This is a genomic window from Sphingomonas sp. SAFR-052, assembly GCF_051965015.1.
Classification (GTDB): domain Bacteria; phylum Pseudomonadota; class Alphaproteobacteria; order Sphingomonadales; family Sphingomonadaceae; genus Sphingomonas.
Genome location: NZ_JBQCMO010000007.1, coordinates 133009 through 148335 on the forward strand (window position 1 = coordinate 133009; position 15327 = coordinate 148335).

A 15327-nucleotide genomic window follows, 5' to 3' on the forward strand; every position below is an offset into this window, starting at 1 on the left:
CATAATCGCATTGCACGCAAGAATATTGCTAAGGGGGTAGGATTTGAGCGGCACATCGCGGAATAGGCGCCAGTGAGCGGAATAACGACGGAAGAACCATTAGTACGGCAAGTCGTTATCGTCGGCGGTGGTACCGCCGGCTGGATGGCCGCCGCCGCCCTCTCGCGCTTCCTCGCACCCATCGGCCGCACCGTCACGCTGATCGAATCAGAGGCGATCGGCACAGTCGGCGTCGGCGAGGCGACGATCCCGCCGATCCGCGCGTTCAACGCCATGCTCGACATCGCCGAGGCCGATTTCCTGCGCGCGACGATGGGCAGCTACAAGCTCGGCATCGAATTCGTCGACTGGAGCCGGATCGGCCAGCGCTATTTCCACCCCTTCGGCGCGGCGGGGCAGGATTTCCACGGCGTGCCGTTCCACCAGCTCTGGCTGCGCCACCGCGCACGGGGCGGCACCACGCGGCTGACCGATTATTCGATGTGCACCGTGGCGGCACGCGAAGGGCGGTTCGGCATCGCGGGCAATGGCGACCGCACCCCGCTCGCCCATATCGCCCATGCCTATCACTTTGACGCGACGCTCTATGCCGCGCTGCTGCGCCGCGTCGCCGAGGGACAGGGCGTCGTCCGCCACGAAGGACGCGTGGTCCGCGTCGACCGCGACGGCACCGGCGGCGACCTGACCGCGGTCCGGCTGGCGGACGGCCGGACCATCACCGGCGACCTGTTCGTCGATTGCTCCGGTTTTGCCGGGCTGCTGATCGAGGGCGCGCTGGCGACCGGCTATCACGACTGGCGCCACTGGTTGCCGATGGACCGCGCGCTCGCCATGCCGACCGCCGCGCTCGACCCGCTGCCGCCCTATACCCGCGCCACCGCCCATGCCGCCGGGTGGCAGTGGCGGATTCCGTTGCAGCATCGCACCGGCAACGGGCATGTCTTCGCCAGCAGCTTCACCACCGCCGACGATGCCGAACGCTTGTTGCGCGCCGATGCGTCGGGCGAGCCGCTGGGCGATGTCCGACAGCTGTCCTTCACCACCGGCATGCGGCGGCAAGCGTGGTCGCACAATGTCGTCGCGCTGGGCCTGGCCGCAGGGTTTGTCGAGCCGCTCGAATCGACCAGCATCCACCTGATCCAGCATGGCATCCAACGGCTGATCGCGCTGTTTCCGGGGGCCGCGGTCCATCCGGCCGAGCGCGGCGCCTATAATGCCGACATGGCGCGCGCGTTCGAAGCGGTGCGCGATTTCGTGGTGCTGCATTACAAGGCGACGACCCGCGACGACAGCGACTTCTGGCGCGCGATGCAGGCGATGACCGTCCCCGACAGCCTGGCGCACCGCATCGAACTATGGCGCGCGCAGGGCCGGCTGATCCCGCAGCCGGGCGATATCTTTGCGATGCCGAGTTGGGCGGCGGTGCTGACCGGGCAGGAAATCTGGCCCGCCGCCTATGACCCGGCTGTCGACAGACTGAACGCGCTTTCGGTCGAGGCAGCGCTCGACGATATGCGCGCGGCCTATCGCCGTACTGCGCTGTCGCTACCGCTACATATTAACGCGGTACCGCGGTAAATCGGCCTGCCGCGCCATCGCCTCCTTCTGCCACGATCCGGCCGGAAACCGCGCTTATTCCGCCATCGCAACGGTGACGGAGTAGCTTGCATGGCGCGATACGGGCGGTACGGCTGGCGGACGCTGGCCGGTGCGGCACTCCTTGTCAGCCCGGTCGCGGCACCGGCACAGGACGACACCGAGCAGCCGGGCGAGGAAACGCCCAAGGAAGAGATCGTCGTCATCGGCAAGCGTCCGCCGGGATCGGCGCTGGGCGACGCCGCCCCGGTCGCGGTGCTCGATGCCGAGGCGATCCGCGCGATGGGCGTGACCAGCATCGACGAACTGCTCAATCTGCTCAAACCGCTGACCACGTCGAACAGCGGCGGCGAACCGGTATTCCTGCTGAACGGCCGGCGCATCTCGGGCTATCGCGAAATCCAGACGCTCCCGCCCGAGGCGCTGGAGCGGACCGAGATCCTGAACGAACAGGATTCGGCGCGCTTCGGCTTTCCCTCCACGGTGCGCGTCGTCAATTTCGTGACCAAGAAACGCTTCCGCGCACTGACGATCGAACAGGGGGCGGGCACCACGACCGATGGCGGCGGCGGCACGCTCGCCGCCGAAGTCGGCGCGACGCGGATCGAGGGCGATCGCCGCACCACGCTGGCGATCACCTACGACCGGCAGAACCAGTTGTTCGCCACCGAACGCCCCTATCAGGTCGACAACGACACGCTGTTCGATCGGACCGGCAATCTGCGCGGGTTGAATGGCGGCAGCATCGATCCGGCGCTCGACCGGCTCGCCGGCCGGCCGGTCACCGCCGCTGCCGTGCCGACCGATCCGGCCGTACGCGCGGACGTGCGCGCATATGCCGCCGACACGACCCGTGCGACCGACCTGTCGCCCTTCCTGTCGCTGCCGTCGCGCGACCAGTTGAAGGTCGACCTGACTCACGCCGTCCCGATCGGCAAGACCATGACCGGGTCGCTGAACCTAATCATGGACGCCCAGCGCGGCTATGAATGGAATGGGCTGCAGGGCGCCGCGCTGCGCCTGCCCGCCGCCAATCCGGCCAGCCCGTTCGACGACGACGTGCTGCTCTACCGCTATGTCGACGAAGCCGGCACGTTGATCCAGCGCACCGACAATCTGACGCTGCATGCCGGATCGACCGTACAGGGCGGGATCGGCCGCTGGATATGGACGGTGAGCGGCGAATATGACCGCGTCCGCGCGCGTGCTGCGGTCGATCGCGGCGTCGATCCCGCGGTGTTGCAGGCGGCGGTCGATGCCGGTGCCGATCCGTACGACCTGTCCGACCGGATCGCCACCGCGGATCGAACCATCGTCCGCAGCCGCACGCTGACCAACACCGCCAAGGCCAAGGCGACCGCCAACGGGCCGTTGCTAAGCCTGCCCGCCGGTCAGGCATTGCTGACCCTCAACGCCGATTACGCCTATTCCGACAGCAACGGCCGGCTAGCCGACAATGCCGGAGCGGCGACGGCGCTGACCCGCACGATCGCCGGCGGCAGCGCCAGTCTCGACCTGCCGATCGCCTCGGCCGATCGCGGCGTGCTGGACACGATCGGGACGGTTTCGGCCAACGCGACCTTCGGCGTGACCGGCGTGTCGGACTATGGCAACCTGACCAGCAGCAACTTGGCGCTGCGCTGGAATCCGTGGCGCCCGATCCAGATCACCGCGTCGATCAACACCGCTCAGACTCCGCCGGCTATCGCCGCGCTGACCAACCCGATCGTCACCGTTCCCAACACGCCGTTCTTCGACTTCGTGACCGGCGCCAGCGCGCTGATCGCGGTGACCAGCGGCGGCAACACCGACCTTGCGCCCGAGGAACGGCAAATCCGCACGCTCGGTCTCGACTGGCAACCGATCAAGGGCCGCGAACTGCGCCTGAACCTCGCCTATGTCGACACGCGCATCACCGATCAGCTGGTCTATCCGGGCAGCGCCACTGCCGAATTGCAGGCCGCCTTTCCCGACCGGTTTGAACGCGATGCGCTCGGACAGTTGCTGCGTGCCGACCTGCGCCCGATCAACGCCTTCCAGGAACGCGAGCGCAAGATCACGACCAGCTGGTCGTTCTTCGGCCAGATCGGCCCCAAGCCACCCGCGCCGACGCCCCCGGCCAAGGACGCCCCGCCGCCGCCACCGCCCAGACAACGGCCGATGCTGTGGAGCTTCACGACCTTCACCGCGCGGCTCGACGACCAACTCGTGCTCCGCCCCGGCCAGCCGCAACTCGACCTGCTGGACGGCGCATCGCTCGACGGCAATAGCGGGCGGTCGCGTTACGAAGTGCAGGCCAATATCGGCGGCTCCTACGGCCCGTTGCGGCTCGGCACCTATCTGTTCTGGCGGGCACCCACCCGCATCCGCAGCAGCATCGCCGAATCCGACCTGCGCTTCACGCCGGCGACGACCATGGGCATCTATTCGCAGCTGGAGGGGCAGCAGCTGGCGCCCAAGGCCGCCTGGGCCAAGGGCATGACCTTCCAGTTCGAGGTCCGGAACCTGCTCAACGACCGCCCCGACGTCCGCGACCGGAACGGCGCGGTGCCGTTCCGTTTCCAGCCGGCGTTCCTCGACGCCTATGGCCGGATCGTGAAGCTGTCGGTGCGCAAGCTGTTCTGAAGCTTCCCCCCTTCAGGGGAAAGCCTCCTACTCCACCCAGTCCAGCCCGATATCGCGGTACAGCATCCGGTCCTCTTCCCAGTTCGGCTTGACCTTCACATGCAGGTAGAGGTGCACGCGCACGCCCAGCAGTTCCTGCAATTCCTTGCGCGCGGTCGCGCCGATTTCCTTGATGCGCTGCCCGCCCTTGCCCAGCACGATCGCGCGTTGCGTGTCGCGCGCGACATAAATTTGCTGGTGGATTTCGACCGACCCGTCCTCGCGCTCGAGATAGCGTTCGGTGTCGACCGCGCTGGCATAGGGCAGTTCCTCATGCAGCTGATGGTAGAGCTGCTCGCGCGTCACCTCTGCCGCCAGCATGCGGTCGGTGGCGTCGCTCACCTGATCCTCGGGGAAATGCCACGGTCCCTCGGGCATCCGCTTGGCCAGCGCCGCCTTCATCTCGGCCAGGCCATCGCCGGTCGTCGCGCTGACGAAGAACGTCTCCTCGAACGCCGCCATCTCGTGCAGCCGCGCGGCATGGTCGAGCAGGCGCGGCTTGTCGGCGATGTCGACCTTGTTGAGGATCAGCAGCTTGGGTTCCTTGCGCGCGGCGAGCGGCTCGACGATCGCCCGGACCTTCGGCCCGATCCCGCCCTTGCCGTCGACCACCACCGCGATCGCGTCCGCGCCCGCCGTCCCTTCCCATGCCGCCGACACCATCGCCCGGTCGAGCCGCCGCTTGGGTTCGAAAATGCCGGGCGTATCGACTAGCAGCAGCTGCGTATCGCCTTCGATCGCGATGCCCATCAACCGGGTGCGCGTCGTCTGCGCCTTGGGACTGGTGATCGCGACCTTCTGTCCGACCAGCGCATTGACCAGCGTCGACTTGCCCGCATTGGGGGCGCCAAGGATCGCGACAAGGCCGCACGACTGGGGGGAAGACGTCAAAAGCTAACCTCACGGATGATTGGATGGCCTCCCTCTTACCCGCCGCCGCCACGCAAGCAAAGCGGCTGCGCATGTCGATCAGCGCTTGATCCCCCTGTCCATGACCGCTACCCAATAGTCCGACAAGAACAGAGGAGGGGGCGATAACCCATGCGTAATCAATCCACTATGCGCTGCACGATGCGGACCCGCGCGCGCAATTTCGTGCTCGGCACCGCTTCGCTGCTGATCGCGGCGACCGCATCGGCACAGACCCCAGCCCCGACGCCACAGCCAGGCGAGCCGGCACAGATCGCAATCCGCGGCGACCAGCAGGGTCCGACCTATGACCGACGCATCTTCACCCAGTTCGCCGAGCATCTCGGCAACGGCATCTATGGCGGGCTGTGGGTTGGCAACGATCGCCGCATCCCCAACACCCGCGGCTTCCGCAACGACGTCGTCGCCGCGCTGAAGCGCCTCGGTGTGCCGGTCATCCGCTGGCCCGGCGGCTGCTTCGCTGACGAATATCACTGGCGCGAAGGGATCGGCCCCCGCAACAAGCGCCCGGTCAAGATCAACAACCATTGGGGCGGCGTGACCGAGGACAATGCGGTCGGCACCCATGAATTCATGGACCTGACCGAACAGGTCGGTGCCGAAGCCTATATCTCGGGCAATGTCGGCAACGGATCCCCGCGCGAAATGGCCGAATGGGTCGAATATATGACGCAGGAGGCGGGCACCCTTGCCGACGAACGCGCGAAGAACGGCCGCAAGGCGCCCTGGAAGGTCCCCTATTTCGGCATCGGCAACGAGCTGTGGGGCTGTGGCGGCAACATGCGGCCGCAATATGCCGCCGACGAGACGCGCCGTTTCGCGACCTTCATCAAGTCGCCGGCCGGCAGCCGCATTCTGAAGATCGCGTCGGGCGCCAACAACGACGATTACAACTGGACCGACGTCATGATGCGCGAAGCGATCGGCCAGATCGATGCCGTGTCGCTCCATTATTACACGGTGCCGGGCAGCTGGCCGCCGCGCGCGTCGCCGACGCAGTTCGATGAAGCGGGCTGGGCCGAAACGCTCGCGCTGACGTGGCGGATGGACGAATACATCACCAAGCACACCGCGATGATGGACAAGTACGACCCGCAAAAGCGCGTCTGGCTGGCCGTCGACGAATGGGGCACCTGGTATGCACAGGATCCGGGCACGACGCCGGGCTTCCTGCGGCAGCAGAACACGCTGCGCGACGCGCTGGTCGCCGCGATCAACCTCGACATCTTCGCCAAGCATGCCGACCGGGTGAAGATGACCGCCATCGCCCAGATGGTGAACGTGCTGCAGGCGATGATCCTGACCGACGGGCCGAAGATGGTCCTGACGCCGACCTATCACGTGTTCGAAATGTACAAGCCGTTCATGGACGGCACGGTGCTGCCGATCACGATCAACAGCCCGTACTATTCGCGGGACAAATGGGTGATGCCGGCGGTGTCGGCTTCGGCCGTGCGCGGCAAGGACGGCGTGGTCCATGTCGCGATGTCGAACGCCGATCCGAACCGTCCGACCACCGTGTCGGCGGCGCTGACCGGGATCAACGGCGCGACCGTCACCGGCCGCGTGCTGACCGCGCCGACGATCACCGCGCACAACACGTTCGACAATCCGAACGCCGTGACCCCGACCGCCTTCACCGGCGCACAGGTCGCGAACGGCACGCTGACGGTGACGCTGCCGGCGAAGTCGGTGGTGATGCTCGACATCAAATGAGGTCGTGGGGCGGCATCGGCCGCCCCACTTCCCCGCAGGCGCGGATCATTCTTCACCGGATCTGCACAGGCCATCCATTCGCGGACGACATCGGGCCGGCACAAGGTCGGGCGACACGACTGCGAAAGGACCGCCATGCCCCGATCGATCAATCCGCACCTGCTCGGCTGGGGCGGGGTGCTGTTGTTGCTGACCTTACCCGCGCTGCTCGGCGCCCCTTGGACGCTGTCCGATTACGGTTTTGCGGCGATCCTGTTCGCGCTCGCCGGGGGCGCGATCGAACTCGGGCTGCTCGCATCATCGAACATCGCCTATCGCCTCGGCACGATGGTCGCGGTCGTCACCTCCTTCCTGCTGATCTGGGTCAACGCCGCGGTCGGGTTTCTGAGGAACGAGGCCAATCCGGCCAACGCGGTGTTCGGCATCGTCCTGCTGGTGGCGCTGGGCGGCGCGGTGCTGGCCCGCTTCGCCGCATGCGGCATGGCGCAGGCGATGACCGTCGCCGCCGCCGCACAGGCGCTCGCCGGGGTCATCGGCTACAGCCTCGGCTGGGCATCACCGGGCAGGGCCGGGGTCTATGAGGTGACGTTGGGCACCGGCATCTTCTGCACGCTATGGCTGACCAGCGCCTGGCTGTTCGCCCGCGCCGCGCGTCAATCGGCCCAGAGCCGCACCGCCAGCCCTTCGATATAATCCGCCGCCCGCGCCGCCGCCTGTCCGTCGTACAGCGCCGCCAGTGCCGCCGGGTCGAGCGCCTTCGCCTGATCGAGCAAGCCACGCCACGGCCCGAGCGACCCCGGCCACTGGTGCAGCGCCACCGCCGCGCCGACCTCGGCCAGCCGGTCGGCCTTGCGCGTCTGTTCGGCGAAGTAACGCCATTCGGGCGCGCAGATATAGGGACGGCCAACGCGGGCGATCTCGTGCACCGTATTGTCGCCGGCCGAGGCGATGACGACGTCGGCGGCGGCGATATGGTCAGTAACCCCATCGACCCAGCCGCGCTCGACAAGATTGCCGAAATCGGTCTCATGCCCTTCGCGGTGGACCGGCCCGATCACCAGCCACAGCGCGTCCGGCACCGCCCGCGCCGCCATGGTCAACGGGGCATAGGGCGTCCCCGCCCCGCCGCCACCGGTCAGCACCAGCACGACTTCCTTGTCGGGATCGATGCCCAGTTTCGCGCGTGCCTCGGCCTTGGACGGCACGGCATCGGTCGTCGTGCACAGCCCGCCGGTGTAACAGGTCTTGGCCCGGCCCCAGTCGGGGAAATCGTCCTGCTCGATTCGCTGATCGAACGGTGCCAGCAGCCCGACGCACGCCTGATAGGCGCCCATATGCCCCGGATCGGTGCGGTCGCCATGCATGCGGATCTTGATCGCTGGCACGCTGGCGATGCGCGACAGCAGCGCGATCTCCGCCGACACGTCGACCACGAACAGTGCGGGTGCTGCATCGTCGAGATGATCGAGGATCGTCCGCATCGTACGCCGCGTCGCCTCGACGCCCAACGGTACGCAGTGCAGCACCTCGGGCGTCGGCTGCTCGAACAGCGCCCGGGTCGGCACCGGCGCACCGATCATGTTGGGCAGCGCCACGATCTCGCTCGGTCGGTCGAAGCCGTCGAACAATTCGGGCCGCGCGCACAGGATCGTAACCGGCCGGTCGGCGGGAAGTTCGCGAATGATCGCCATCGCCCGATTGGCATGGCCGCGGCCCTGATGATGGATGAAGAAGGTGATCGGCCGCGTCGTCGTCATTTGCCCCCCCGGAGAAACCCGATTTTCTGCAAGCGCAGCAACGCAGGGGAACCGTTGCCGGCTCCCCGCGTAACCGGCATGACGAAAATTATTTCGGAATCACAACGATTTCCGATGATTCAGATGGGAATATGCACTGCATGACGACGCATGACGGCTGGTCCAATCCGCGCCCCGGCCTGACGATCCTGCGCCGCGGCGACGCGCCGATCCGTGCGATCCAGGTCTATGGCCAGCGTTGTTCGGGCACCAACGTCCTGATCCGTTCGATCGAGGCCAATCTCGGCCGCGCCGCCTTTACCGAACAACATGGTTTTAAACACTGGTTCGTGCCTGAACAGGTCCTGTTCCCGCGCGACGTTATGGTGCTGGCGGTCGCGCGCGATCCCGTCGACTGGGTGCGCAGCCTGCATCGCCAGCCATGGCACGCCCATCCCGAACTCAAGAAACTAGGCTTCTCCGACTTCATTCGCGCGCCGTGGCACAGCTATTGGGACAGCGAATTCTGGGGGGTCGAGGACGATCACCCGGTGCTGGGGCGTGAGATGCTGCACGAACGCTGCCCCGATACCGGCGAGCGCTTCGCCAACCCGCTCGCCAAGCGCACTGCCAAGCTGCGCCACTGGGCGGGACTGCACGACCGGGCGCACCATGTGGCGCTGCTGAGCCACGAAGCATTCTGTGCCGATCCGGCGGGGGTAATCGCCGATCTCGCCGCCGCCACGGGTCTGGCAATGGCCGAACCGTTCGTCGCGCAGGATACGTATAAGGGCCAGGGCCGGCGCGCCTTTACCCCGACCGCCTATGCGCCCGTATCCGACGCCGATCTCGCCCATATCCATGCATGGCTCGATCCGGCGGTCGAGGCGCGCTACGGCTTCATGATCCCCGAACCGCAGGCGCAGGCGGCGGAGTAGGTTCACGCGGAGACGCGGAGACGCGGAGGGGTTGCGTTCGCGGTTAAGCCCCTCCTCGCCTCCGCGTAAACCCTATCTACCCTTCGCCCGCCGCACCGATACCGCCAGCAGAACCGTCAACACCCCGGCGACGACCGCCCATATCGCCAGCCCCTGCCACGGCGTATAGCCGAACCATTCATCGGCAACAGTGCGCAGATAGCCCGGATCGAACCGCGCCTCGAACACCGCCACGGCCAGCGCGCGCGGTTCGTTCTGGGGCGCGGTGATCTCGGCGCTCGCAATCGCCATATTGAGCGTGACCGATCCGGCCAGCAACGCGGCGACGGCAAGGCGCGACCAGCGCGTCGCGCGTGCCCAGAACGCGCCGATGCCGATGCACAGGAACCCGACCGCCGGCAGCGCATGGCGCGGTCCGGTCGCATTGCCGCCGTCCCAGTAATAATAGGAGGCGTTGATGAGGAACGGCACCACCGCCCCCGCGACCGCCAACCAGCAGAGGTCGCGGGTCGCGGGATTGCGCACCAGCATCGCCAGGCCGAACGGCGCGACGACCAGGATCGGCGCCACCCACAACATGCCGCGCCGCTCGCCGAGGATCAGTTCGTAGAGCACATAGGGCTTGGGATAGGTCAGCCCGAACAGCCCCTCCTGCATCCCCGCGAAATCGGTGACCCCCGAATAGCCGAGCCGGAACACCGTCCCGAACGCGATCAGGTTATAGGCGAGCAGCACGACCAGCGCGCTGGCCCCCGCCGCCAGCGCGATGGCGACGGTCCGCACCGCTTCCCCCCGCGCGACCGTCCGCAGCCGCCACAGGGCGAAGCCCGCGACCGGCAAGCCGGCGATGAGCGCGGAATGCTCGATCAGCACCGCCCAGCCGAGCGCCAGCCCGGCAACGACTGCATGACCGGGCGACCGCTCCGCCCCGGTGCCCCGCCACACCGCCCAGGCGGCGATCAGCAGCAACGCCGCGACCGGAGCATGACCGAAGATCGTCGTCGACCAGCCCCAGATGGTGGTGCCAAGGCCATAGGCCAGCGCAGCGACCGCGCCCGCCTCGCCATCGCCGGTCGCCCGCCGGACCAGATCGTAGAGCAGCATCGCCGCCAGCGCGCTCAGCACCGCGCAGATCGTCACCGCGACCAGCCGGATGCGGATCTTCAGGAACCGGTTGAACTCGCGATTCTCGAAGCCGGGGACGAAGTCGTCAGCGCGCTGCCCCGACAACCGGTCGGCAATGGCGACGGCGGGGATGCCGAGCACGGTCATCCCCGGCGCCTTATCCGAATAATAATGGTTGCCGAACTGCGCCTTGTCGATCGTCAGGGCTGCGAATTCGTCGATCGTCGCGTCCCCCTGTTCGACCAGCGAGAGGGTGGCGAACATGCGCACGGCGTTGTTCGGATTGAACTCCCATGATCCGAACCAGGCGCACGAAAACCAGACCAGCAGCGCGATCAGCCACGCGACGGGATCGCGGCGGAGCGGTACGACCGGCACCGCCGTCATCCGATCAGAAGACCCGGTTGAGCAGCAGGTAGAGCGACCCGGACAGCAGCACCGACACCGGCAGCGTCAGCACCCATGCCATCAGCAGGTTGCGCACCGTCCCCATCTGCAACCCCGACCGGTTCGCCGCCATCGTGCCGGCGACGCCCGACGACAGGACATGGGTGGTCGATACCGGAAGCCCCAAGCTGTCAGCGCCGAAGATCGTGCCCATCGCCACCAGCTCGGCCGACGCGCCCTGCGCATAGGTCAAATGGGTCTTGCCGATCTTTTCACCGACGGTGACCACGATCCGCTTCCACCCGACCATGGTGCCGAGGCCGAGGGCGAAGGCGACCGCGACCTTGACCCATAGCGGGATGAAGCGCGTGCCGGCGTCGAGCGAACCGCGATAGTCGGTCAGCACCTGCTGATCGCGATCGTTCAGGCCCAGCGATTTTTCCTTCGCCATGCGCTTCACCGCTTCGGAGGCGAGATACATGTCGTTGCGCATATTGCCGCTGACCGCCGCCGGTACCTTGGCCAGCGAGCCGTACTCGCGCACCTGCCGGTCGATCGTGCCGACCAGTGCGGTGACGGCGGGCACGGTGCCGGCGTCCAGCTTGCGCTCGGTGATGTAGCGCTGGGTCTGGTTGCGCGCGGCGGTGTCGTCGAGCGCGACGCGCGGGCCGCGCGGGGCGAGGACCTGTACCGCCGCCGCGCTGTGCGCCGCGAACTGCGCCTCATATTCGGCAGGAACCGCGCGGTTGAGTGCATAGGCGGTCGGCACGGTGCCGATCAGGATCAGCATGATGAGGCCCATGCCCTTCTGCCCGTCGTTCGACCCGTGGGCGAAGCTGACGCCGGTGCAGGTGAAGATCAGCAGCGCGCGGATCCACAGCGGCGGCGGCGTGTCGCCGACCGGAGCCTCGTACAGCTTGCGGTTGCGCACCAGCGTCTTCATCGCGAGGAACAGCAAAGCGGCGACGCCGAACCCGATCAGCGGCGAGATCAGCAGCGCCTTGCCGATCTCGGTCGCCTTGTCCCAATCAACGCCGGCCGATCCGTTGCGCCCCTGCAGGATCGCGTTGGCGACACCGACGCCGATGATCGATCCGATCAGCGTGTGCGACGACGACGACGGGATGCCCAGCGCCCAGGTGGCGAGGTTCCACACGATCGCCGCGATCAGCAGCGCGAACACCATCGCAAAGCCCGACGACGACCCGACCTGCAGGATCAGTTCGATCGGCAGCAGCGAGATGATGCCGAACGCGACCGCGCCGGTCGACAGCAGCACGCCTAGGAAATTGAAGAAACCCGACCACACCACCGCGACATGGGCAGGCATCGAATTGGTGTAGATCACGGTCGCGACCGCATTGGCCGTGTCGTGGAAGCCGTTCACGAATTCGAAGCCCAGCGCGATGATGAGCGCGAGCACCAGCAGCGCGAACGGCATCAGCGTCAGCGGATCGACACTGGCCGCCGCCGCATCATGATATACGTTGTAGACGACATAGCCCAGTGCGGCGACGATCGCCGTGGCGAATCCAAACGTACCGGCGCGGCCGAAGCCGTCGTCCAGTTTCGGGCCGGGGCGTCCATCCCGCTCCAGCGCTGCGCTCGTCATCGAAATTCCCCTGCCGAATGGACGAATCGCCCTACTGGCGAAGTGTGACAGTTCCACACCGCCCCCGCGTCGGCATCGCGATCGGCGAGGCGCCCATAGCGGATGGAAGATGCTTTGGCGATATGCCGCGCATATGCGTACGATTCCGGAACGCCTGCGTCACCGGCCCGCCACACTATGCGCGCCAAATGCCGGTCAGGGCAGGATGCGCAGCCGTTCGATCACCACGCCCGGATCGATCATCCACAACCTGATGCGGTGCCGCCCGGCCTTCGCCACGGGATGGCGCGACCGGGTCGCGCGCACCGCGTTGCTGACCGCCTCCGCCCATTCCTTCTCGCCGGTCCCCTGCCACAGGTCGATCACCTGCGGCGCGGCATCGTCGATGGCGATGGCATAGCGTCGCCCGCTGCCGGTGACGTCGAGCGACGGCGCCGCCAGCACCTCGATCGTCGCGGTGCCGGCGGGGAGCGTGACCTGATAGTCGAGCGCCGGTCCCTTGCCGGGCGATTGCGCCGCCGCGGTCTGCGGCCAGGGCATCACCGCGCGACCGGCAATGCCGAGGCCGGGGACCGTCACCCAGCGCACCGCCCCAGCGGGGCGGGTGGCGGTGAACGCCGCCGCGTCGATCTCGGTCGCCTTCGCCTTCGCCGGGGGCTGGACCGCGACCGGTGTGCGCGGCGTGCCGGGCGCCACGCGGCGGACCTCGGGCATCCCATCGGTGTCGGGCTGTTGCCAGCTGGTATAGCCGATATGCGTCTGCGCCATCATGTGCCGCCACTTGCCGCCGTTCAGCCCTTCATAGCGCACACGGATCGCACGATCGTTGGCGAACAGCCGCTCTGCCTCATCCGCAAGGCGGTTGGCTGCCGGATCGCCCGCCGCCGCCGCCGCGCGGTTGCGCGCGACCGTCACATACAGCCGGGCGAGATTGCCCGCCGCCTCGACCGGATGCGCGACCAGTTGGTAAAAGGCATCCTGCGCGGCGACCTTCGGCCGCACCGCTGCGACATCGCAATCGAGCGCCGCCCATTCGGCGAGCACCCGATCGGCGGTGCCGTCGGTCAGGCTCCAGCTGTCGGGCGACCATAGTTCGGGCTTCTGCCGCGCCAGATAGCGGGTCGTGCGGTCGAGGATCGATGCGATCGCCGCCGCCTGCCCCGCCCCGAACTGTTCGGCGGCCCAGCGGCGATGATAGTAGGCCATCGCGTCCATCGTCATCGCCTTGGGATTCCACGCCATGTCGAGGAAGAAGCTGGTCGGCAGCTCCATCGGCTTCAGGTCGCCGACATTGACGATCCACATCCGCTCGACGCCATGCGCGTCGGCCAGCGCCATCTGTTCCCAGGTTCGAGAAATCTGGTTGGTGTTGAGCCACTTGTAATTGCGAGGGCCCCCGACATAATCGAAATGATAATAGACGCCGTATCCGCCCGGCCGCGTTTCCCCGGCCTTCGGCAAACGACGGATATTGCCCCAATTGTCGTCGGCGAACAGCAGGGTCACGTCGTCGGGTGCGCGCATGCCCTGATCGTAATAATCCTGCACTTCCTTGTAGAGCGCCCAGACCTGCGGCGTCTGCGCGGCCGGCTTGCCCGTCACTTCGGCGATGATGCCGCGCTGGTCGGCGACGATGCGTTCGAGCAGCTTGGTCGCGGTACCACTGGTCATCGGTTCGTCGCCGTCGCCGCGCATGCCGACCGTAACCACAGCGTCGCGCCCGGCATTGCGCACGATCCCTTCGCGCCAGAAACCGCGCAGCTTCTCGGCATTGGTCGTGTAATCCCACGCCCCGCCCTTGCCCCGCGCCCATTCGACATGCGCGCGCTGCATCGGTTCGTGGTGCGAGGTGCCGAGCACGATCCCCATCCGCTGGGCCAGCGCTGCGCTCGCGGGATCGTCCTGCCACAGCGACTTGCCCCACATCGCCGGCCACAGATAATTGCCCTTCAGCCTGAGCGTCAGTTCGAACACCCGCTGGTAGAAGCGCGCATTGACCCCGCCGAAACTGCTGCGCGCCCATTCGCCCAGCGCCGGTTCCTCGTCGTTCAGGAAAATGCCGCGATAGCGCACTTGCGGCGCATCGATCCGCCGGCCCGCCGTCACATACAGGTTCGGGCGCACCGGCACCGGCACATCGGCCCACCAGCTCCAGGGCGACACGCCGGCGCGGCGCGACAGGTCATAGGTGCCGAAGATCGCGCCGCGCTTGTCGGCGCCGACGATCACCAGCGCCCGCTTGACCCCCGGCAGCGGCGCCTCGACCACCTGCTGGACATAACCCTCCCAGCGCCCCTTCAGCGTCGATACGTCCAGCTTGCCCGCTGCCACCAGCGCATCGATCGCCGGGCTTTGTCCCAGCACGCCGATCAGCACCGCCCGATCCTGTGCCCAGCCGCTGCGGCCGGCAAGGCCGGTCAGGTCGTGCGCCAGATCCTCGGCGGCATCGCGCACCCCGGCATCGGCCATCGGCTCGGTCACGACCCATGCCGGCACCCCGCCCTCGATCAGCGTCAGCGCGCCGTTCGACGCCGTTTCGCACACCGCCACGCTGCCGGTGCACGCCAGCGCGGGAGTGGAGATAAGCAGCGCGATCGTCGCGGCCAGCAGGCAGGTACGCATC

General features: G+C 67.4%; 10 protein-coding genes. 5 read left to right on the top strand and 5 right to left on the bottom strand.

What is annotated here, in order from left to right; genetic code table 11:
• Positions 1-144 precede the first annotated feature (144 nt).
• Positions 145-1578: a tryptophan halogenase family protein gene (locus ACTHQV_RS13635; protein WP_440490993.1), complete on the top strand. Its 1434-nt coding sequence runs from the start codon at positions 145-147 to the stop codon at positions 1576-1578.
• Between the two features lie 90 nt (positions 1579-1668).
• On the top strand, positions 1669-4221 hold the full coding sequence (locus ACTHQV_RS13640) for a TonB-dependent receptor domain-containing protein (RefSeq protein WP_440490994.1): 2553 nt from the start codon (positions 1669-1671) through the stop codon (positions 4219-4221).
• 27 nt (positions 4222-4248) lie between these two features.
• On the opposite strand, the gene era is transcribed toward ACTHQV_RS13640, so the two are convergent.
• Entirely contained in the window at positions 4249-5151 is a 903-nt protein-coding gene (gene era, locus ACTHQV_RS13645) for a GTPase Era (protein ID WP_440490995.1), read from the bottom strand.
• A 180-nt stretch (positions 5152-5331) separates the two neighbouring features.
• Between era and ACTHQV_RS13650 the strand changes: the two genes are divergently transcribed.
• On the top strand, positions 5332-6906 hold the full coding sequence (locus ACTHQV_RS13650) for an alpha-N-arabinofuranosidase (protein WP_440490996.1): 1575 nt from the start codon (positions 5332-5334) through the stop codon (positions 6904-6906).
• A 135-nt stretch (positions 6907-7041) separates the two neighbouring features.
• Complete coding sequence (locus tag ACTHQV_RS13655) at positions 7042-7599, top strand: hypothetical protein (protein ID WP_440490997.1); 558 nt, start codon at positions 7042-7044, stop codon at positions 7597-7599.
• Here the strand turns inward: ACTHQV_RS13655 and ACTHQV_RS13660 are convergent.
• Positions 7560-8663: a glycosyltransferase gene (locus ACTHQV_RS13660; RefSeq protein ID WP_440490998.1), complete on the bottom strand. Its 1104-nt coding sequence runs from the start codon at positions 8661-8663 to the stop codon at positions 7560-7562. The two genes, ACTHQV_RS13655 and ACTHQV_RS13660, sit on opposite strands and share 40 nt — an antisense overlap.
• Before the next feature lie 140 nt (positions 8664-8803).
• Between ACTHQV_RS13660 and ACTHQV_RS13665 the strand changes: the two genes are divergently transcribed.
• Positions 8804-9580, top strand: coding sequence for a hypothetical protein (locus ACTHQV_RS13665; protein ID WP_440490999.1), 777 nt, complete (start codon positions 8804-8806; stop codon positions 9578-9580).
• A 72-nt stretch (positions 9581-9652) separates the two neighbouring features.
• On the opposite strand, the gene ACTHQV_RS13670 is transcribed toward ACTHQV_RS13665, so the two are convergent.
• The 3 genes from ACTHQV_RS13670 to ACTHQV_RS13680 all read right to left on the bottom strand — a co-directional run bounded on the left by ACTHQV_RS13670 (position 9653) and on the right by ACTHQV_RS13680 (position 15326).
• Positions 9653-11083, bottom strand: a complete 1431-nt coding sequence (locus tag ACTHQV_RS13670) for a hypothetical protein (RefSeq protein ID WP_440491001.1) — start codon at positions 11081-11083, stop codon at positions 9653-9655.
• A 13-nt stretch (positions 11084-11096) separates the two neighbouring features.
• Positions 11097-12704 (bottom strand): inorganic phosphate transporter, encoded by a 1608-nt coding sequence (locus ACTHQV_RS13675; protein ID WP_440491002.1) that lies wholly within the window; start codon positions 12702-12704, stop codon positions 11097-11099.
• 195 nt (positions 12705-12899) lie between these two features.
• Positions 12900-15326, bottom strand: coding sequence for a glycosyl hydrolase 115 family protein (locus tag ACTHQV_RS13680; protein WP_440491004.1), 2427 nt, complete (start codon positions 15324-15326; stop codon positions 12900-12902).
• Position 15327: the final 1 nt, after the last annotated feature.